Annotated in this window: 18 protein-coding genes and 2 riboswitches; of the genes, 7 read left to right on the forward strand and 11 right to left on the reverse strand. The window is 69.6% G+C overall.

Annotated features, from left to right (window positions below; translation table 11 throughout):
* Nucleotides 1–45 precede the first annotated feature (45 nt).
* Entirely contained in the window at nt 46–1,401 is a 1,356-nt protein-coding gene (locus tag HWX09_RS00955) for a chitinase (protein WP_027784445.1), read from the forward strand.
* Nucleotides 1,402–1,503: 102 nt separating this feature from the next.
* On the opposite strand, the gene HWX09_RS00960 is transcribed toward HWX09_RS00955, so the two are convergent.
* From HWX09_RS00960 to HWX09_RS00975, 4 genes are all read right to left on the reverse strand, one after another.
* Nucleotides 1,504–2,247 (reverse strand): IclR family transcriptional regulator, encoded by a 744-nt coding sequence (locus HWX09_RS00960; RefSeq protein WP_027784444.1) that lies wholly within the window; start codon nt 2,245–2,247, stop codon nt 1,504–1,506.
* Between the two features lie 53 nt (nt 2,248–2,300).
* On the reverse strand, nt 2,301–3,467 hold the full coding sequence (locus HWX09_RS00965; RefSeq protein WP_027784443.1) for an acyl-CoA dehydrogenase family protein: 1,167 nt from the start codon (nt 3,465–3,467) through the stop codon (nt 2,301–2,303).
* Between the two features lie 37 nt (nt 3,468–3,504).
* Nucleotides 3,505–4,806: a citrate:proton symporter gene (locus HWX09_RS00970; protein WP_027784442.1), complete on the reverse strand. Its 1,302-nt coding sequence runs from the start codon at nt 4,804–4,806 to the stop codon at nt 3,505–3,507.
* 134 nt (nt 4,807–4,940) lie between these two features.
* Entirely contained in the window at nt 4,941–6,110 is a 1,170-nt protein-coding gene (locus HWX09_RS00975; RefSeq protein ID WP_027784441.1) for a CoA transferase, read from the reverse strand.
* 276 nt (nt 6,111–6,386) lie between these two features.
* On the opposite strand from HWX09_RS00975, the gene HWX09_RS00980 reads away from it, so the two are divergent.
* Nucleotides 6,387–6,647: a hypothetical protein gene (locus HWX09_RS00980; protein ID WP_027784440.1), complete on the forward strand. Its 261-nt coding sequence runs from the start codon at nt 6,387–6,389 to the stop codon at nt 6,645–6,647.
* 151 nt (nt 6,648–6,798) lie between these two features.
* Nucleotides 6,799–7,221, forward strand: coding sequence for an NUDIX hydrolase (locus HWX09_RS00985; protein WP_027784439.1), 423 nt, complete (start codon nt 6,799–6,801; stop codon nt 7,219–7,221).
* 33 nt (nt 7,222–7,254) lie between these two features.
* Here the strand turns inward: HWX09_RS00985 and HWX09_RS00990 are convergent, their stop codons facing one another.
* The 7 genes from HWX09_RS00990 to cobW all read right to left on the reverse strand — a co-directional run bounded on the left by HWX09_RS00990 (nt 7,255) and on the right by cobW (nt 15,458).
* The gene (locus HWX09_RS00990; protein WP_027784438.1) at nt 7,255–7,581 is read right to left on the reverse strand and encodes a low molecular weight protein tyrosine phosphatase family protein; all 327 of its coding nucleotides are present in this window, start codon (nt 7,579–7,581) and stop codon (nt 7,255–7,257) included.
* A gap of 29 nt (nt 7,582–7,610) precedes the next feature.
* Nucleotides 7,611–8,243: a DUF1993 domain-containing protein gene (locus HWX09_RS00995; RefSeq protein WP_034185416.1), complete on the reverse strand. Its 633-nt coding sequence runs from the start codon at nt 8,241–8,243 to the stop codon at nt 7,611–7,613.
* A gap of 25 nt (nt 8,244–8,268) precedes the next feature.
* Complete coding sequence (locus HWX09_RS01000) at nt 8,269–8,721, reverse strand: YaiI/YqxD family protein (RefSeq protein WP_027784436.1); 453 nt, start codon at nt 8,719–8,721, stop codon at nt 8,269–8,271.
* Nucleotides 8,722–8,788: 67 nt separating this feature from the next.
* Nucleotides 8,789–9,397, reverse strand: coding sequence for a VWA domain-containing protein (locus HWX09_RS01005; protein ID WP_027784435.1), 609 nt, complete (start codon nt 9,395–9,397; stop codon nt 8,789–8,791).
* A gap of 68 nt (nt 9,398–9,465) precedes the next feature.
* On the reverse strand, nt 9,466–10,551 hold the full coding sequence (locus HWX09_RS01010; RefSeq protein WP_027784434.1) for an AAA family ATPase: 1,086 nt from the start codon (nt 10,549–10,551) through the stop codon (nt 9,466–9,468).
* The gene (gene cobN, locus HWX09_RS01015) at nt 10,548–14,357 is read right to left on the reverse strand and encodes a cobaltochelatase subunit CobN (RefSeq protein WP_027784433.1); all 3,810 of its coding nucleotides are present in this window, start codon (nt 14,355–14,357) and stop codon (nt 10,548–10,550) included. Before cobN ends, HWX09_RS01010 begins: the two co-directional genes overlap by 4 nt.
* 6 nt (nt 14,358–14,363) lie before the next feature.
* Nucleotides 14,364–15,458 (reverse strand): cobalamin biosynthesis protein CobW, encoded by a 1,095-nt coding sequence (gene cobW, locus HWX09_RS01020; protein WP_027784432.1) that lies wholly within the window; start codon nt 15,456–15,458, stop codon nt 14,364–14,366.
* Between the two features lie 325 nt (nt 15,459–15,783).
* A riboswitch (cobalamin riboswitch) is annotated at nt 15,784–16,049 on the reverse strand.
* Between the two features lie 188 nt (nt 16,050–16,237).
* Here cobW and HWX09_RS01025 point away from each other — a divergent pair.
* The 4 genes from HWX09_RS01025 to cobO all read left to right on the forward strand — a co-directional run bounded on the left by HWX09_RS01025 (nt 16,238) and on the right by cobO (nt 20,577).
* Entirely contained in the window at nt 16,238–18,340 is a 2,103-nt protein-coding gene (locus HWX09_RS01025; RefSeq protein WP_230469131.1) for a TonB-dependent siderophore receptor, read from the forward strand.
* Nucleotides 18,341–18,409: 69 nt separating this feature from the next.
* Nucleotides 18,410–18,647, forward strand: a riboswitch (cobalamin riboswitch).
* A 109-nt stretch (nt 18,648–18,756) separates the two neighbouring features.
* A complete protein-coding gene (gene cobA / locus HWX09_RS01030) occupies nt 18,757–19,566 on the forward strand; it encodes a uroporphyrinogen-III C-methyltransferase (RefSeq protein ID WP_175888550.1) in 810 nt (269 codons plus the stop codon).
* Complete coding sequence (locus tag HWX09_RS01035; RefSeq protein WP_027784429.1) at nt 19,563–19,940, forward strand: cobalamin biosynthesis protein; 378 nt, start codon at nt 19,563–19,565, stop codon at nt 19,938–19,940. Before cobA ends, HWX09_RS01035 begins: the two co-directional genes overlap by 4 nt.
* Before the next feature lie 34 nt (nt 19,941–19,974).
* Nucleotides 19,975–20,577, forward strand: a complete 603-nt coding sequence (cobO, locus tag HWX09_RS01040) for a cob(I)yrinic acid a,c-diamide adenosyltransferase (RefSeq protein ID WP_027784428.1) — start codon at nt 19,975–19,977, stop codon at nt 20,575–20,577.

The following is a 20,577-nucleotide window of genomic DNA, read 5'->3' on the forward strand; positions in this document are numbered from 1 at the left end:
CGATACGCAGGCCAGCGTATCCCTCTTCCATTTGGAGAACACAGAATGAACAACAATGTGTTGCCGCATTTCGTTCCGCGTGCGTTTGCCGCGGGTTGTCTGCTCGCGATGGCGAGCGTGTCGCAAGGTGCCGGCGTCTATGCGCCCTATGTCGACGTGACGCTTTATCCGACACCGCTGGTCGATCAGATCGGCGTGCGGCAGGGCATCCAGCAGTTCACGCTCGCGTTCGTGGTCGCGGGCAACGGCTGCGCGCCGTCGTGGGGCGGCGTGCAGCCGATCGGCAACGGCGCGAGCGGCGGCCTGCTGACCGCACTGTCCACGTCGATCGCGAGCTACCGCGCGAAAGGCGGCGAAGTCGCCGTGTCGTTCGGCGGTGCGAACGGCACGCCGCTGATGCAGGCGTGCTCGACGGTCCCCGCGCTGAAAACCGCATACCAGACGGTGATCGATACGTACGGCCTCACCCATATCGACTTCGACATCGAGGGCGCGTCGCAGCAGGACACGGCGGCGGTCGTGCGCAACTTCCAGGCCGTCGCGCAACTGCAGGCCGACTACGCGGCGAAGGGCAAGCCGCTGCACGTGACGCTGACGCTGCCGACGATGCCGACCGGGCTCACGCAGGACGGCGTGAACGTCGTCAACGCGGCCATCGCGAACAAGACCGCGTTCGATGCGGTCAACGTGATGGCGATGGATTACGGCCCGGCGAACCTCGACATGGGCGCCGCGGCGATCAGCGCCGCGCAGGCGCTCTACTCGCAGCTCGACACGGCGTTCAAGTCGGCCGGCCAGCCGAAAACCAATGCGCAGCTGTGGCAGATGGTCGGCGTCACGCCGATGATCGGCGCAAACGACGTGCAGGGCGAAACGTTCACGCTCGCGAATGCGCAGACCGTGCTGAACGCGGCAGTCGCGAACGGCTACGGTTTCTTCGGCAACTGGTCGGTCGGCCGCGATCAGGCGTGCCCGTCCGGCGGCACGTATGCGTCGCCGACCTGCTCGGGCGTCGCGCAGCAGCCGTACGCGTTCGCGGCGATCTTCAAGAAGCTCGATGGCAAGTGGGGAGCGGGCGTGACGCAGGATCCGAACTACGGCGGCGGCTCGGACGGCGGCACGCCGCAGCCGGGCGCACCGTGGGCGGCCGGTCAGGTCTATACGGCCGGCGCGACGGTCACCTACCAGGGCACGACGTATCAGGCGCAATGGTGGACGCAGGGCGACGTGCCCGGCCAGGCGGCCGTGTGGAAGCCGGTCGGCGGCGGCACGCCCACGTGGTCGGCGACGACCGCCTACTCGGGCGGCACGTGCGTGACGTATCAGGGCGCGAAGTATTGCGCGAAATGGTGGACGCAGGGCGACAACCCGAGCGCGGGCGGCGTGTGGGTGAAGTCGTGACGTCGTAACGGGCTGGCGCGTGACGCGCGGCGGGTCGTTTTCGGCGTGGCAGGACCGCACGCCGGCGGCGGCCCGCTGCCGTCTTCGGCGGGCGCCGCTGCCCTACCCGCGCGCGTGCTCGGCCAGCAGCCGCGCCTTCGCGTCGACGAGCAGCGCCGCATGCGTGTCGCGATGCTGGCGAATCCGCTCGGTCGGCCCGACGACCGACAGCCCGTACCAGTCGCCGTCGAGCGTCAGCGCGACCGCGATCGCCGACAGCTCGGGCGCGCTCTCGCCGAAGTTCTCCGCCCAGCCGAGTTCGCGAAACCGCGCGGTCTGCGCGACGAGCGCCGGCAGGTCGGCCACCGTCGCGTCGGTGAAGCGTTCGAACGGCAGTTGCGCGCCGAGCGCCTGCTGCGCATCGCTCGCGAGTTCCGCGAAGATCGCCTTGCCGATCGAGTTCGCATGCAGCGGGCGCAGCTCGCCCGGCTGGCGCGTATAACGGATCGCCTGCTCGGATTCGACGACGTCGAGGTACGTGACCGACGCGCCCTGGATCTTGCCGAGTACGGCGGTTTCGCGGCTCGCGTCGCGCAGCGCGACGAGGTGCGGATGGACGATGTCGACGACCGGATCGGTCGCGTCGATCGCGGCGGCGACCGTCTGCAGGCGCCGCGTCGGATAGTAGCCGCCGCGCTTGCGCACTTCGTACAGATAGCCGCGGCTCACGAGCGTGCGCGCCATCGCGAGGCAGCTCGACGCCGGCACATTGAGCAGGCGCGCGAGTTCGGTCAGCGGCAGCGGCCGCTGTTCGGCGGCGAACAGCTCGAACAGGTCGAGCGTGCGGGCAACGAGTTTGACGTCCATGACGAGCGCTTGATTCGGAACGGGAAACCGCGCGCGGGGCGAGCCGCCGCGCATCAGTACGACTTCGGCAGCCCGAGCACCTTCTCCGCGATGTAGCACAGGATCAGTTGAGGACTCACGGGCGCGAGCCTCGGAATCATACACTCGCGCAGGTAGCGCTCGACATGGTATTCCTTCGCATACCCCATCCCGCCGTGCGTCGCGATCGCCGTCTGGCAGGCCTGGAACGCGGCTTCCGCGCCGAGGTATTTCGCCGCGTTCGCCTCCGCGCCGCACGATTGGCCCGTGTCGTAGCGCGTCGCGGCCTTCATCACCATCAGCCACGCGGCCTCGAGCTGCATCCACGCCTGCGCGAGCGGATGCTGGATCGACTGGTTCTGCCCGATCGGCCGGCCGAATACGACGCGCTCGCACGCATACTGCGTCGCGCGGCGCAGCGCGGCCTGCCCCAGCCCGATCGCCTCGGCGGCGATCAGGATCCGTTCGGGGTTCAGGCCGTGCAGCAGATAGCGGAAGCCGTCGCCTTCGTTGCCGATCAGGTCGTCGCGCGACACGCGCAGGTTGTCGACGAACAGCATGTTCGAATCCACCGCCTTGCGGCCCATCTTCTCGATTTCGCGCACTTCGATGCACGAACGGTCGAGGTCGGTATAGAACAGGCTCAGCCCGTCGGTCGGCTTCGCGACCTGGTCGAGCGGCGTCGTGCGCGCGATGATCAGCATCTTGTTCGCCACCTGCGCGGTCGAGATCCAGATCTTGCGCCCGCTCAGCACGTAGTGGTCGCCGTCGCGGCGCGCCTGCGTGGTCAGGTGCGTGGTGTCGAGGCCCGCGTCGGGCTCGGTCACCGCGAAGCACGCCTTGTCGCGTCCGGCGATCAGCGGCGGCAGGAAGCGGGCCTTCTGCGCGTCGTTGCCGAACACCTGCACCGGGTTCAGCCCGAAGATGTTCATATGGACGGCCGACGCCCCCGACAGGCCGGCGCCCGATGCGCTGATCGTGCGCATCATCAGCGCCGCCTCGGTCATCCCGAGCCCGGCGCCGCCGTAGGCCGGATCCATCGCGATGCCGAGCCATCCGGCGTCGGCGAGCGCCGCGTGGAAATCGGCCGGAAACCCGCCCGCGCGATCGCGTTCGAGCCAGTAGTCGTCGCCGAAGCGCTCGCAGATTTTCTCGATCGCGCTTTCGATCGCGCGCTGGTCGTCGGTCAGGTCGAACTGCATGGACTGCTCTCCCGGCAAGCGTGAACGGCCGCGCCGCTCACAATGGAAACACGCCCGTCGCGACCGCGGCGAATACCATCAGCACGGTGGCGGCGAACAGGAACGGAATCGTGAATTTCTGATGCTCGGCGAGCTCGACGCCGGTCAGGCCGACGATCAGGAACGTCGCGGGCGTGAGCGGGCTTACCGGAAAGCCCGTGGTCATCTGGCCGAGCAGCGCGGCCTGCGCCATCTGGATCGGCGGCACGCCGAGCAGCTTGCCGCTTTCCGCGAGCACGGGCAGCACGCCGAAGTAGAACGAATCGGGATCGAACAGCAGGCTGAGCGGCATCGACAGCAGCCCGAGCACGAACGGCATGTGGCGCGCATGCTCGACCGGCACGTGCGCGACGACGACCTCGGCCATCGCCTTCAGCATCCCGGTGCCGGACATGATGCCCGTGAACGCACCGGCCGCGAGCAGTACGCTCGCCATCATCAGCGCGGCCTTCGCATGCGCGTCGATCCGCTCGCGCTGCGCCTGTACGTCCGGGTAATTGATCACGAGCGCGGCAACCGTGCCGAGCATGAACATCACCATCGGGTCGACGATGCCCGACACCAGCGTGACGAGCACGACGAGCGTCAGCGCGACGTTGATCCCGAATCGTCCCGGCCGGCGCAACGCGCGTTCGGCGTCGGTCAGCTCGCGCGGCGCGATCGCGAGCGACGCCGCGCCGGCACGGTCGAGCCCGAGCCGTTTCGCCTCGCGCACGCCGAGCACGTAGGCGGTGCCGAACACGAACGCGAGCCCGACGATCTGCACCGGAATCATCGGCGTGAAAATCGCCGAACCCGGAATGTGCAGCGCGGCCGACGCGCGCAGCATCGGCCCGACCCACGGCAGGAAGTTGACGCCGGCCGCCATCGACGCGACGCACGCGAGGATGCGGCGATCCATCCCGAGACGCGTATAGAGCGGCATCATCGCGGGCAGCGTGACGAGGAACGTGACCGCGCCCGAACCGTCGAGATGGATCAGCAGCGCGAGTAGGGCCGATCCCATCACGATGCGCGGCGGATGGCAGCCGATCACGCGCAGCACGCCGGCGATGATCGGGTCGAGCATCCCCGCGTCGGTGAGGATTCCGAAAAATAGAATTGCAAAAACGAACATCCCGGCGATCGGACCGATGTTCTGTACGCCGTGCACGACGAACTTGCCGGTCTGCAGCCCGAAACCGGCCGCGAGCGACGCGGCCACCGGCACGACGATCAGCGCGACGAGCGGCGACAGCCGCTTCGTGATGATCAGGCCGAACAGCGCGACGATGGCGACCGCGCCGATCCATGCGAGCATGATGCGTCTCCTCTTCAGCCGGTGCGCAAGTCGGTGCGTGTCGACGCGCGGGCCGGCGTGATGTGCGAATGATGATGTGTCGGCGCGCACGGCCATGCGCCGCGGTGCGGCGCGGCCGGCAGCCGCGATGCCGGTCAGGTCCGGCGGTCGTCGTCGTTGTCGTTGCCTTTTTCGTCCGCAAACACCTGCGCCGCATGTTCGTTCAGCGCAGGCGGCGGACGCCGGTACGTGGCCGGCGTGCGGCCGAGCTTGATCGGCGACGCGATGCCGCGATGCCGGCCCAGCTCGACCTTCATCCGCCGATGCGCGACATGCGGGTGGTCGAGCGCCGCATCGAGCCCGAGCACCGGCGCGCACGGCACGCCGCGGCGCATCAGTTGCTCGGCGAGCGCGGCGCCGTCGTGCGCGGCCAGCGCCGTTTCGAGCAGCGTGCGCAGCGCGGCGCGGTTCTGGCTGCGCGCGCGGTTGTCCGCGAAACGCGGATCGTCGAGCCACTCGCGTGTGCCGAGCACGTCGCACAGCGCGGCGAACTGCCCGTTGTTGCCGACCGCCAGAAAGATATCGACGCCCGCCGTCGGAAAGCTGTCGTACGGCGTGATGTTCGGATGCGCGTTGCCGGTGCGCACGGGCGCCTTGCCGGAATGGAAGAAGTTCGGCGTATGCGGATGGAGGATCGACAGCGCGCAGTCGAACAGCGTCGATTCGACGAACTGGCCGCGGCCGCTGACGTCGCGTTCGCGCAGCGCCATCAGCACGCCGAGCGCCGCGTTCAGCCCCGTGACGAGATCGACGATCGGCACGCCCACGCGCAGCGGCGCACCGCCGGCTTCGCCGTTGACGCTCATCAGCCCCGCGAGCGCCTGCACGGCCGCGTCGTAGCCCGGCAGCCCGCCGAGCGGGCCGTCCGCGCCGAAACCCGACACGCGGCAATGGACGAGGCGCGGAAACTGCGCATGCAGCGCGTCGAACCCGAGCCCCCAGCGCTCCATCGTGCCGATCTTGAAGTTCTCGACCAGCGCGTCCGCGTGTTCGAGCAGCCCGAGCAGCCGCTCGCGATCGGCCGGCTGCGTCAGGTCGAGCGCGATGCCGAGCTTGTTGCGGTTCACGCCGAGGAAGTACGACGCGGTGTCGCCGTCGAACGGCGGGCCCCACGTGCGCGTCTCGTCGCCGGACGGCGGTTCGATCTTGATCACTTCCGCGCCGTGATCGGCGAGGATCTGGGTCGCGTACGGCCCGCCCAGCACCCGCGACAGATCGATGATGCGCAATCCCGCCAGCGCGCCCTGCTGCTCGTGTTCCGCCATGCGTCTCGCTCCTGGTTCCGGTTGATCGGACTGCCGGTTCCGGCGGCCCGGCGCTTGCGGCGCGGCTGCTCCGGATTCGGTGAATAATTCTTGTGCGTGAATTTATATTCACACTCAGGAATTATGTTGTCAAGCCCGGATGGACCCGGCTGCCGCGCCGACCACATCGGCATGCGCAAGTGGCACACACCGAACGCACGCCGGTTGCGGTCGCGCCCCGCCGTTGGCTAAGCTGGCGGGCAATATTCATCCTCACCAATACAAGGCGGAATTTTCATGAAACGGTTATGGCTGGCGGCCTTCGTGCTGGCGTCGACGCTGGGCGTCGCGCACGCGCAAAACCAGACTTTCCACTTCGGCGAAGGACAAACCGGCATGCCGGGCGCGGCGCCACACGCTGCCGCGCCGGCGGCTCGGCCCGCGCCCGCACGCCGGCACGTCACAGCGCCGTCTCCTCATCACCGGCGTGCGGTTCACAAGCGCCGCCATTCGCGCCGCGCGAAGCCGGCGCGCAGCGGGATCTACACGCAAGCGTGAGCTGTCGTCCGTGGCGCGGCCAAGTGCACGCGACTGTCACGAACGGCAGGTAACATCGGCGCGGCGGCTTGCATGCCGTCGCCGCCTGCTGCCGGACCCCGCGCCGCCGACGTGTCTTTCCTCCACGATTCAGCACCTGTTTTGCCAGAACATGAGCACCGGGCCGGATACCCTCGCCGTCATCAAGGAACGCGCCACGATCGTGTGCCGCCAGCGCGGCAGCGTGCTGCTGGTCGCGCGCACCGCGGCGCGCTGGTCGCTGCCGGGCGGCACGATCCGGCGCGGCGAGACGCCGCTCGAAGCGGCGCAGCGGGAACTCGCGGAGGAAACCCGGCTGGAGGGGCTTGCGCTCGACTACGCGGTGCAGTTCGGCGGGCTGACGAAGCTGCATCACGTGTTCGTGGCCGACGTGCCGGCGTACCTGACGCCGCGCGCGAGCAACGAGATCGCCCGCTGCAAGTGGTTCACCGTCGACCGGCTCGACACGCTGCGAGCCAGCGTGCCGACGCGCAAGATCATCGAGTTGCTGCGGCTCGACTGTTTTTCCGCGTTCGTGAGCGGGCCGCTTCGCTGAGGTCGACGCCGGCTCGGGTTCCGAACGCGGCGATTACGCGCGCAGGAACGGGCCGGCCTTGCGTTCGAGCAGCGCGACGAGTTCGGGTTGCATGAACGCGTAGCGGTCGGGGATGTCGAGGCAGACGATCTTCCGGTGCTTCAGATGCGCGCCGAATTGCGCCGACAGGCGCGCCTTGTGCGCGTGCTCCATCACGAACACGATTTCCGCCCAGTCGAGTTGCTCGACGGACAGCCGTACGTCCGCGTCGGGCGCGAGGCCCGCGGAGTCGGTTTCGATGCCGGGCCACGCGGCGAACACCGCTTCGGCCGTCGGGCTGCGTAGCCGGTTGCGGCTGCAGATGAACAGTGCCCGTGTCATGTCGCTTCGCGGCCGCCCGAGCGGCCGGGTCAGCCTTGCGGAATCGTGCCCGGCCGGACGTACGCGAGCATGTGCGGCACGTAATCGGCCTTGCCGAGCTCGACGCCGTGATGGCGCAGGATCGCGTATGCAGCGATCGCGTGGAAGTAGAACTGCGGGAGCGCCCAGTCGCGCACGTACTGTTCGCCCGTCATGTCGAACGCGATCCCGTTCGGCAGTTCGAGCGTGATCGGCAGCGCTGCGCCGCCGTCGAGCGCATCCGGCGCGAGTTCGCCGAGAAAGGCAAGCGTGCCGGCGATGATCGCCTGCGCATCGTCCGGCGAACCGGGTTGCGCATCGGCGTTCCAGCCCGCTTCGCGCAAGGCCAGCAACGCCGCCGGCAGCGGCTCGCCGCGCAGCCGGTGGACCGGCTCCATCGCCTGGAAACACGAGAAGCGCACCTGGGCGGCGAGCGGATACATGTCGGGCGCCAGCCTCAGCGTCATCACCGCGTCGGGTTCGCCGCCGGCGGACTGCCGGTGCGCGACGGCCTTGTCGAGCCACGCGGACTGCGCGCGCAGCATCTGGGTGTAGGTCGGAACGAGAAGTTGGGTCGGTGACACGCGTGCGCTCCTGTTCTGGGGTTCGCGCAACACGATAGCAGCGTCGGCGCGAACCTGCATCCTGGCCGGGCGCCGCCGTGTGCCGTCACGGCTTGCCGTGACGCGCCACGAACCGGTCGAATTGCGATGCGAACGCCTTGCCGTCGCGCGCGCTGAACGGCGCCGGCCCGCCCGTGTCGATGCCCGCGCTGCGCAACTGGTCCATCATCGCGCGCGTCGACAGGCGTTCCTCGATGTTCTCGCGGCTGAACCAGTTGCCGCGCGGGTCGAGCGCATGCGCGCCCTTGTCGAGAACGGCGGCGGCCAGCGGGATGTCGGCCGTGATCACGAGATCGCCGGGTTCAGCCAGCTCGACGATGCGCGCATCGGCCACGTCGAAGCCGGCCGGCACCTGCACGGCCTTGATGAACGGCGACGGCGGCGTGCGCAGAAACTGATTCGCGACCAGCGTCACGTGGATCTCGGCGCGACGCGCGGCGCGAAACAGCATGTCCTTGATGACGGCGGGACACGCGTCGGCATCGACCAGTACTTGCATGGCGGGGGTTTCCAGTGGGCAGAAGCGGGAGCAGAAGCGGCGATCATAGCGCACCGCCCGCCGGCCATCAGCCGGCGAGATCCATGCGAAGCGCGTCGGCCGTCACCCACTGCGCGCCCCACGCCGCGGCGAGCCGCACGCCCTGCCCGATCGGCACGGCCGCATCGTCAAAGTCGACGAACACGACGTGATCGGCCGCCGCGGGTTTGGCCGGCGTGTCGCGTGTGCGCCCGTCGGACAGCACCCACAGCCAGCGCGCTTTGCCGGGCTCGCGCCGGGCCGCGCGGGCGAGCAACTGCGCGACGGCCGCGATGCCGTCCGCGAGCGGCGTGCCGCCGCCGCCGTCGACCGGCTCGAGCCAGCGCGCATTCCACCAGCGCGGCACGGCCGGGCCGAAGCGCCGCGCGGCGCCGTTGCCGCCGAAGCAGACCAACGCGGTTTCGACGCGCGCGCGCGCGGCCTGGTCGAAATACGCGACGATCAGCCCCTTCGCGAGCGCGAGCCGGTCGCGCGACAGCATCGACGCCGAACAGTCGAGCACGAAGCAATGCAGCGCGTGCGGCGTGCCCGCGCGTTTGCCATAGCGCAGATGATCGCGATGCAGCGGGCCGCCGCGCTTCGCGGCGAGCGTCGCCGGCCATGCAATGGCAGTGCCCGCGCGCACCGTGCCCGGCACACGCGCCGCTGCGCCTGACTGCCATCGAGGACCGCGAATCGCGTTCGCGGCGGCGCCGGCTCGATGGCTCAGCGTTTTTTTAGCGGCAGCGGCACCACGCTTTTCACGTCGCGCAGCCCGACCGGTTCGGGCGGCAGGTAGCCCCAGTCGCCCTGCGATGCCGACGCGTCGGCCTTCGTGTGGCCCGTTTCGGGCGGTCGGTCGTCGGGCCGCTGGCGCGGCTCCGGCGGCGAACGGTCGTCGCGTTCGCGATCGTGTTGCGACGACTGGTGCGACGGCGGCGGTCCCGCGTGGCGCCGGTGCCGCAGCACGGCTTCGGCCACGCGCTCCACGTGCGACACCGTCACCGCCGCGGCCTGTTCCAGCGCGGCCAGCGCACGCGCGGCGCGCAGCATCACGAGATCGGCACGCAACCCGTCGACGGCCGCGTCGATGCACAGCGCGCTGACGCGCGCATGGACCGCATCGTCGAAATCCAGCGCCGGCAGCCGGGCGCGCGCCGCGTGAATCCGCTCCGCGAGTTCGCGCTGAGCGGACGTGTGATGCGCGCGAAACGCGTCGGGATCGAGATCGAACGCGAGTCGCGCCTTCACGATCCGCTCACGCTGCACGGCGTCGAAGCAGTTCTCCAGTTCGACCATCAGCCCGAAGCGGTCGAGCAACTGCGGGCGCAGCTCGCCCTCCTCGGGATTCATCGTGCCGACCAGCACGAAGCGCGCGTCGTGCGCGTGCGACACGCCATCGCGCTCGACGATGTTCACGCCGCTCGCGGCGACGTCGAGCAGCGTGTCGACGAGCCCGTCGGCGAGCAGGTTCACTTCGTCGACATACAGCACGCCGAGATGCGCGCGCGCCAGCAGGCCAGGCCGGAAGCGCACGCCGTTTTCGGCGAGCGCATGCGCGAGATCGAGCGTGCCCGTCACCTGCTCGTCGCTCGCCGACAACGGCAGCGTGACGAACTGCCCTTCCGGCAGCAGCTCGGCGAGGCCGCGCGCGGCGGTCGATTTGGCGGTGCCGCGCGGCCCGCTGACGAGCACGCCGCCGAGCGACGGGTCGATCGCGGCAAGCAGCAGCGCCTGCTGCAACGCGCCCTGCGCGACGAGCGCCGCAAACGGAAAAACCGCGCGGGCGCGGTGCGTCGTCGGATCGGTCATCGCCGTCCCCCTTCCTGGAGTTGTTCGCTCTCGAGCCAGACCGATTCGATCCGTTCGCGATAGTCGCCCGGCTGCTGCCACAGGCCGCGCTGCATCGCCTCGACGAACCGTTCGCAGATGCCGTGCAGCGCCTTCGGATTGTGCCGTTCGAGGAATGCGCGCGTGTCGTCGTCGAACAGGTACGCGTCGGCGACGAGCGCGTACTGGTGATCGGACAGCACGCGTGCGGTCGCGTCATAGCCGTACAGGTAGTCGACGGTCGCGGCCAGCTCGGCCGCGCCCTTGTAGCCGTGGCGTTTCACGCCGTCGAGCCATTTCGGGTTGACGACGCGCGAGCGGATCACGCGCGCGATTTCCTCGCGCAGCGTGCGCATCTTCGGCGCGGCCGGGTTCGCATGGTCGCCGTGGTAGAGGCTCGGCTGCTGTCCGGACAGGTGGCGCACCGCCGCCGTCATCCCGCCCTGGAACTGGTAGTAGTCGTTCGAATCGAGGATGTCGTGCTCGCGACTGTCCTGGTTCTGCACGACGACGTCGATCGCGGCCAGCCGTTCGCCGAACACGTCGGGCGCGGCGTCGCCCGCGCTGTTCTGCGCGTACGCATGGCCGCCCCATTGACGGTAGGCGTCCGCGAGATCGGCGTCGGTCTGCCAGCGGCGCTGGTCGATCAGGTCCTGCAGGCCCGCGCCGTAGCTGCCCGGCCGCGCGCCGAACACGCGCCAGCCGGCGCGGCGCCGCGCTTCGTCGGGCGCCACGCCCTGCGCGATCCATTTCGCGCGTTCGCGCTCGATGCGCGCGCGGATCGGGTTCAACGCCTCGGGCTCGTCGAGCGCGGCGACGGCCTGCACGGCCGCGTCGAACAGGTGCATCAGGTTCGGGAACGCATCGCGGAAGAAACCCGACACGCGCAGCGTCACGTCGATGCGCGGCCGGTCGAAAATCTCGATCGGCAGGATCTCGAAGTCGGTCACGCGATGGCTGCCGTGCGCCCATTTCGGCCGCACGCCGATCAGCGCGAATGCCTGCGCGATGTCGTCGCCGCCGGTGCGCATCGTGGCCGTCCCCCAGACCGACAGCCCGATCGCGCGCGGATAGTCGCCGTGATCCTGCAGATGGCGCTCGATCAGTTGCTGCGCGGATTTCAGGCCGAGCGACCACGCAGCCTGGGTGGGCACCGCGCGCGTATCGACCGAGTAGAAGTTGCGGCCCGTCGGCAGCACGTCGGGACGGCCGCGCGACGGCGAGCCGCTCGGCCCCGGCGGCACGAAACGGCCGTCGAGCCCGCGCAGCAGCTGACGCATTTCCTCGCCGCCGCAGGCGTCGAGCGCGGGCAACAGCATCGTGCGCACGCGTTCGATCACCGCGAGCGTATGCGGCCATTCGCCGGGCGGCGTCGTATCGGTACCGCGATTGCCGCCAGTGGCCGCACACAGCCCGTCCAGCCATTGCTGCGCAAGCCGTTCGAGCCGCTCGCGCGTATCGCCCGCATGGCGCCACGGCGACGCGTCGAGCGCTTGCAGAACGGTGGGCCGCGGCCCCGTCCACGGCGCGGCCCAGTCGGCCGCGAGCGGGTCGAAATCGTCGCCGAGCGCGAGGTCGCGCGCGAGCGCGCCGATCAGCCCGGCCCGTTCGCCCTTGCCGTCGCCGACCGGAAAACGGGCGAGCGCGAGCAGCGTGTCGCGCCGCTGACGCTCGACCGGCGACGCGCCGAACACGTGCAGCCCGTCGCGAATCTGTGCTTCCTTCAACTCGCACAGCCATGCATCGACCCGCGTGAGTAGCGCATCCTCGTCGCCCGCGTCGCGCGGCGGCGACACGCTCAGCTCGTCGTGCAGTCGATGCTCGGCGATCGTCGCGAGGATCGTCTTGCGCAGCAGCTTCGCGCGCCGCGCATCGACCATCAGCGCTTCGTAGTATTCGTCGACCTGCCGTTCGAGATCCTGCAGCGGGCCGTAGTTTTCCGCGCGCGTGAGCGGCGGCATCAGGTGATCGACGATCACGGCCTGCGCGCGGCGCTTCGCCTGGCTGCCCTCGCCCGGATCGTTGACGATGAACGGATACAGGTGCGGCAGCGGCCCGAGCGTGAGGTCGGGCCAGCACGCGTCGGACAGCGCGACGCTCTTGCCCGGCAGCCATTCGAGATTGCCGTGCTTGCCGAGATGGATGACCGCGTCGACGCGATACGCATCGCGCAGCCAGAAATAGAACACGAGATACGCATGCGGCGGCACGAGCTCCGCATCGTGGTAGCTCGCGTAGTCGTTGTCGTCGCGCGAGCGCGACGGCTGAATGCCGACGAACACGTTGCTCGCGCGCCAGCCGGCGATCGTGAAACGCCCTTGCCGCAGCGTCGGATCGGCTTCGGGCGGCCCCCAGCGCGCGTTCAGCGCGTCGCGCACGGCCGCCGGCAGCCGCGCGAAATGCGCGACGTAGTCGGCCAGCGGGAAGCTCTGGAACGACGGTCGCAACGCATGCACGGCCGCGTCGTTGGTCACGCCTTCGGTGAGCCGCGCGATCAGCGCGTCGCCGTCGGGCGGCAGGTCGGCCACCGTATAGCCCGCGTCGCGCAGCGCCGCGAGCACGCGCAGCGCGGAGGCCGGCGTGTCGAGCCCGACGCCGTTGCCGATGCGGCCTTCGCTTTGCGGATAGTTCGCGAGAATCAGCGCGATGCGCTTGTCGGCATTTTCCAGCGTGCGCAGCCTGCACCAGCCGCGCGCGAGCGCCGCGACGAACGCGATCCGCTCGGCATCCGGCTGGTAGCGCACGACGTCGACCTCGGTATGCGGGCAGCGATACGCGAGCCCCTTGAAGCTCACCGCGCGCGTGACGATGCGCCCGTCGACTTCGGGCAGCGCGATATGCATCGCGATGTCGCGTGCGTGCAGGCCCTGGTTGTCGGCCACCCACGCGTCGCGATTGCCGCCGGACAGGATCACTTGCAGCACCGGGGCGTCGCCGGCGAGCACGTCCGGCTCGGCAGCGTCGATAGCGCCCGCGGCGAACGCCGTCGTATTCAGCACGAGCGCGACGTCGTGCGTGTCGCAGAGTTGCGTGATGACCTCGCGGCTCACCGCGTCCTTCAGCGACGTCACCGCGATCGGCAGCGGATTCAGTCCTTCGCCGATCAGCGCGTCGGCCAGCGCGTCGAACACGGCCGTGTTCGCGGCCTGCCAGTGCGCGCGATAGAACAGGATCGCGACGACCGGCGCGCCGGGCGTCCAGCGCGGCCGCCAGTCGTCGACGCTCGCGCGGTCGCGCGCCGGGTGATACAGCGCGGCGGCCGGCAGCGGGCGCGGCGGTTCGGGCTCGTCGCCGAACCCGAGCGTGTGAAACGCGATGCTGCGCAGCAGTGCGTCGGCGTTGTGCACGCCGCCTTCGCGCAGATAGCGCCACCATAGCCGGCAAAGGTCGGCCCCGACCGTGCTCTTCGCGACGAGGTTCGGGTCCTCCTGCAGGTCGCCCGAGAACATCGCGAGCCGTTGTCCGCGCTTCGACGCGAGCGACACGGCTTGCTCGATGCCGTACGGCCAGTACGCTTCGCCGCCGAGATGATCGATCACGACCGTCTTCGCGTGACACAGCACGTCGTCGACGTAGAAATCGACCGACGCCGGCTGCCGCAGGAACGTGACGTTCGCGAGCCGCACGCTCGGGAACCCGGCCGGCAAGTGCGGCACGACGCTCGCGAGCAGCGACAGCGTCGTGTCGGCCGAACTCAGGATCACGATGTCGGCCGGTTGCTGATCGATCCGGACGACGCCCTGCGTATCGTCGACGAAGCCGCCCGGCGTGGTGCGCAGCAGATGCATCGTGCGTTACGCCTGTTGCGGCTCGGCCGCGCACGCGGCGTCGAACGCGCGTTGCAGCGCGGCCGCGTCGAGATCCTCGCCGATCAGCACGAAGCGGCTCGCGCGCGTTTCGCCGTCCTGCCAGCGGCGATCGAAATAGCTGTCGAAGCGGCGGCCGACGCCCTGGATCACGAGCCGCATCGGCGCGCCGGGCAGCGCGGCGAAGCCTTTCGCGCGGTAGATCGTGTGCGCTTCGACCACACGCTGCAGCGCGGCGATCGTCGCTTCGCGCGTGCCGGCGTCGCCCGACACGACCACCGAATCGAAATCGTCGTGATGGTGATCGTGATCGCCGTCGTCGGCCGAGCCTACGCCGGCCGCACCATGATGGTCGTGACGCAGGTGGATCGTTTCCTCCGACGCCGATTCGAGGCCGAGCAGCATCGCGAGGTCGAGCTCGCCGCGCGTCGCGCGCACGATCTTCACCTGCGGCGGAATCTCGTCGCGGATCGCGGTTTCGATCCGCGCGAATTCGGCGTCGCCGACGAGGTCGGCCTTGTTCACGATCACGAGATCGGCGGACGACAGTTGATCGGCGAACAGTTCGTGCAGCGGCGATTCGTGGTCGAGGTTCGGATCGGCGCGGCGCTGCGCGTCGACGGCCTGCGGGTTTTCCGCGAACTGGCCGCTCGCGGCGGCAGGCCCGTCGACGACGGTCACGACCGCGTCGACCGTGAAGCTGTTGCGGATCGTCGGCCAGTTGAACGCCTGCACGAGCGGCTTCGGCAGCGCGAGGCCCGACGTCTCGATCAGCACGTGGTCGATGTCCGCGCGGCGCTCGACGAGCGCTTCCATCACCGGATAGAACTCTTCCTGCACGGTGCAGCACAGGCAGCCGTTCGCGAGTTCGTACAACTGGCCCGATGCCTCGCCCGGTGCATCGTCGCAGCCGATGCCGCAGCCCTTGAGGATTTCGCCGTCGATGCCGAGCTCGCCGAATTCGTTGACGATCACCGCGATGCGGCGGCCTTCGGCGTGCTGCAGGATATGGCGCATCAGCGTCGTCTTGCCGCTGCCGAGAAAGCCCGTGACGATCGTGACGGGAAGCTTGCGTAGGGTCATGGTAGGTCCTGTGACGGAAATGGAATCAGGCCGGGATCGTCGCGTCGGGGGCGGCGCGGCCATTCATGAGGCGGGACGCGGGAAGGTCGCCGCGCAGTCCGGCCGGACAGCCGCAGGACGAGCGGGACAACGAATCGGGCATGGTGCTTCCTTGCGAACGGTCGACATCGTGAATGCCAACACGGCTGCCGCCGGCCCCGCCCGCGCCGCCTGCCGTTCGCCGCGCCGGCCGGGCACGTGCGCGGCGGCGGATGGGCGAAGGAAGCGTCGAACACCGGGCGTCGGGCCTGCTGCGGCCGTGGACGATGCGCCGCCTCCCCGCGGCGCTGAACCCCAACGTTTAGGCCGGTATCCGGGCTGACGAACACGCCGCTTCGCCTTCCCGGATACGCGCGGCATCCAGTGGCGGTCGTCCGCATGCGCACGGCATGCGGCGAAGCGGCGCTGTATCGCGCTGCGCGCGACACGTTCGCTTACCGTTGCGGGGGCAGCACAGGTTGGCTCGACTGCGGCGCAGGCAGGCTCCCTGTTTCCCGTTTAACTGCGTGCGCCGGAGCGGCGCGCGCGAGCACCAAAACGCGTGCGAGTGTAGGCGGCGGTGCGGGGAGCGTCAAGGCGAGCGTCCGGCGGCGAACGCGAATGATTGTCGTTTTCAATTGCGTGAGATAAACTTCGCCCGACAACGACGCCAACAAACGCGCAACGGTCATGTGAGGCAATCACTCAGTTATCCTTAAATTCTCATGTCGAAACGACAGATATCGGGGCGGCGTTTTCCTTTGCTTGCCCTGTCGCTGTGCTCGATCGCCGGCGTTGCTGCCTGCCCTGCCGCGGCGGCCGAGTTCGACGACGAACTGCCCGCGCTCGAGGTGCGCAGCCGACGCCATCCGAACGATCCGCGCGTCGAAAGCGTGACCACGGCGACCCGCACCGCGAGCGATCCGCGTGACGTACCGCAAACCATCGACAGCGTCCCGGTCGAGGAAACGCTGTCCTATGGCGGCCGCACGCTTGCCGACGCGCTGGCCGGCGTGCCGGGTGTGTCCAATACGTCGGATACGCGCTTCGATTCGTTCCGCATTCGCGGCTTTTCCGCCGCGGGCGACCTGCTGCTCGACGGCATGCGAGACGACGCGCAATACGTGCGCAGTCTCGGCAATATCGAACGCGTCGAAGTGCTGAAGGGGCCGGCGGCGGTGCTGTACGGGCGCGGCAGCGGCGGCGGCGTCATCAACCGGATCACCAAGCAGCCGTTGCCGGAAAACTTCGGACATGTCTCGGCGGCAACCGGCAGTTATGGACGGCTCGGCGCCTCGGTCGATCTCAACCGGATGCTGTCGAGCGCATGGAGCATGCGGCTCAATGCAGGGCGCGAACACGCAGGCAGCTTCCGCGACCACGTCGACGGCACGCGCCAGTACGTCGCGCCGTCGATCAAATGGCAGGACGCGCGGCGAAGCTGGCTGCTGCAGTTCGAATACGACACGTACGAACGCGTGCCCGATCGCGGCATGCCGGCGCCGGTCGCCGCGGTCGACGCGGCCGGCAGGCCGTTCGCGTTCTCGCTGCCGTCCGCGCCGCGCGCGACCTTCTTCGGTACGGCGGGCCGCGACACCATCCGCGACCAGAACATGAACTGGCGCTCGGTCTTCACGCACGTGCTCGACGGCGACTGGAAACTGCGCCATACGCTGGGCGTGCTGGACTTGCGCAGCACCTTCGACAATACCTACGTCACGCAAAGCTATGTCACGAAGCCGCGCGACTACCGGCACGTGCAACGTGCGCGCTACCTGCAGGACATGACGCATCTCAACGTGCAGACCGGCATTGAACTGAGCGGCAAAGTCGCGACCGGCCCCGGCTTGCATCATCTGCTGTTCGGCATCGAATACGGCTGGCAGAAACGCTCCCCGACGCTCTGGCAGGCCGGCGCGGCGCCGGTCCCGATTACCGGACCGGACCGTCTCGCACCGGTCGGTTCGCCGCCGCGCCCGTATGCGATGAATCGCCATCGCGTGAGCGACTACGCGATCTTCGCGCAGGATCGCATCGACCTCGGGCGAGCGTGGAAACTGCTCGGCGGCCTGCGCGGAGAACGCTTCGACGTCGATTCGACCAATGCGCTGAACGCGCTGCATGCGCGGCGCACGACGACGGCATGGAGCCCGCGGCTCGGCGTCGTATGGTCGCCGGCCGGCGCGCACAGCGTGTATGCGTCGTACAGCAAGAGCTTCGCGCCGGTCGGCGGCGATCTGATCGGCATCACGCCGGACGCGCGCGGCAACACCAACGATCTCGGCCCGCAATACAACCGCCAATACGAGATCGGCGTGAAAAGCGACTGGCGCGATGGTGCGCTGAGCACGACACTCGCGCTGTTTCAGCTCGATCTGTACAACCGCCGCGTCGCCGATCCAGTTCGGCCAGGCTTTTTCGACCTCAACGGCCTCGAGCGCAATCGCGGCCTGGAACTGGGCGTCGCCGGCCGGCTCACGGGCGACTGGTTCGTCCGCGGCGGCATCGGCTGGCAACACGCGCGGGTGGTCGACGCCGAGCCGAAGTACGCGGGCAAGCGCTCGGCGGGCGTGTCCGGGTCGAACGGCAGCTTGTTCGTGAGCCATGCGCCGCTGCGCGGGTTTTTCGCCGAACTCGGGCTGGTGTACGAGGGAGCGCGTTACGCCGATCGCGACAACCTGCTCGAACTGCCCGCATACGTCCGCTGGGACGGCAAGGCCGGATATCGCACGCGCGACTTCGAGGTGACGCTGGCGGTCGTCAATCTCACCGATCGCGACTACTACGCGAATGCGACGGGCCTCGCGCAGATCATGCCCGGTTCGCCACGCACGTTCACGCTGACGGCGGCGTACAAGTTCTGACCTCGCGGGCCGCGCCGGCGCCCCGCGCAAGCGGCCGGCCGGGCGGTTCGTGCGTTGCACGCCTGTGCTATCGTATGCGCCGCGTTCGGTGCTCGCATGCGCATTCCGTGCATGCAGTTAAACGGGAAACAGGAGGCGGATATCCGCCCGGCCTGTGCTGTCCCCGCAACGGTACGCCGCCCGCGCAACGCGCTTTCCCGCGCGTGCGCCCAGACCGCCCGCGATGCCACTGCCCTTGAACCGGGCGGGAAGGCTGCGGCCTGGCAAGCGGCCAGCCCGGATACCGGCCGACGCAAGGGGCGAGCGCGATGCTCGCCGAACGCCCGATCCGCGGGGGACGGATGGGGTGCGCATTCCACCCGCGTTCGCGCGGGTTTCGCCCGATCCGTCATGCACTGCCAGCCCGCCGGCCGCCGATGTGCCGCCCGCCTTCCCCGTTCCACCGCTTCGACACGGTGCGCGCCGTGCCGCGCGCGATGAGCCGCGCATGGCTCGTCGGCGCCGGCCCCGGCGACGCCGACCTGCTGACGCTCAGGGCCGTGCGCGCGATCGGCGCGGCCGACGTGCTGCTCGTCGACGACCTCGTGAACCCCGACGTGCTGCGCCATGCGCGCGCCGATGCGCTGATCGAGCACGTCGGCAAGCGTGGCGGCCATGCGTCGACGCCCCAGGAAGCGATCGTCGCCGCGATGCTCGCGCATCTGCGCGCGGGCCGCAGCGTCGCGCGGCTCAAGGGCGGCGATCCGTTCGTGTTCGGCCGCGGCGGTGAGGAACTGGTCGCGCTCGGCGCGGCGGGCTTTCCGGTGGAAGTCGTCAACGGCATCACCGCGGGCATCGCCGCGCCGGCCGCGCTCGGCATCCCGGTCACGCACCGGGGCGACGCGCAGGGCGTGATCTTCGTCACCGGGCACGGCGCGGGAGCCGACGAGCCCGACTGGCACGCGCTAGCGGCGACGCGCATGACGCTCGTGATCTACATGGGCATCCGCCGGCTCGACGCGATTGCCGCGGCGCTGCGCGACGGCGGCCTGCCCGGCGCTACGCCGTGCGCGGCAATCGAGAACGCCACGCGCCCCGAACAGCGCCACGTGCTCGCGACGCTCGATACGCTCGTCGAGCGCGTCGGCGCGGCCGGTATCGGTTCGCCGGCGATCGTCGTCATCGGCCGCGTCGCGGCGCTCGCCGACGATCCGGCGGTGCGTGCGGCGCTCGGCGGTCGCGCATGATGCGCGTCGCGCTCGGCGTCGGCTTTCGCGCTGGCGTCACGGCCGCGCAACTCGATGCCGCGATCCGCGCCGCACTCGCGCGCTATCCGGCCGCCGAACCGGCGCTCGTCGCGACGCTCGCGGACAAGGCACTCGCCCTTGCGCTGCGCACGCTGTGCGCGCGCCGTGGCTGGCCGCTCGTCGCGTTCGATGCGGCGCAACTCGCGAGCCGTCCGGAACTGGCCGCGAGCGGCCCGTCGCACGCCGCGCTGGCCCGCTTCGGCATCGCGGGCGTGGCCGAGCCGTGTGCGCAGCTCGCGGCGCCGCGCGGCCGGCTGCTCGGCCCCAAATCCATCCGGGACGGCGTGACGGTCGCGCTCGCCGGCCCGCTCTGAACCCATTGTTTCGCTTTCGACAGGACGATTCCCGATGAAGACCGATTCCGAATCCCATCAGCGGATGGCCGAACGCCGCCGCGCCGGCCACGAGAAGAAGCAGGCCGCCGCCACTCAGGAAAAGGGCCTGCTGATCGTTCATACCGGCAACGGCAAGGGCAAGAGCACGGCCGCGTTCGGGATGGCCGTGCGCGTGCTCGGCCACGGCATGCGGCTCGGCGTCGTGCAGTTCATCAAGGGGGCGCTGCACACGTCCGAGCGCGACTTCCTCGGCGCGGTCGCGGAATGCGATTTCGTGACGATGGGCGACGGCTATACGTGGAACACGCAGAACCGCGACGCCGACGTCGCGACCGCCCGCAAGGGCTGGGACGAGGCGCGCCGGATGATCGAAAGCGGCGACTACCGGATGGTGATCCTCGACGAGCTGAACACCGTGCTGAAATACGAATACCTGCCGCTCGACGAAGTGCTCGCGACGCTCGTCGCGCGTCCGGAGTCGGTACACGTCGTGGTCACCGGGCGCCACGCGCCCGATGCGCTGATCGATGCGGCCGATCTCGTCACCGAAATGCGGCTCGTCAAGCACCCGTACAAGGAGCAAGGCGTGAAGGCGCAGCGCGGCGTGGAGTTCTGA

The organism is Burkholderia sp. BCC1208, from assembly GCF_902833095.1.
Classification (GTDB): Bacteria; Pseudomonadota; Gammaproteobacteria; order Burkholderiales; family Burkholderiaceae; genus Burkholderia.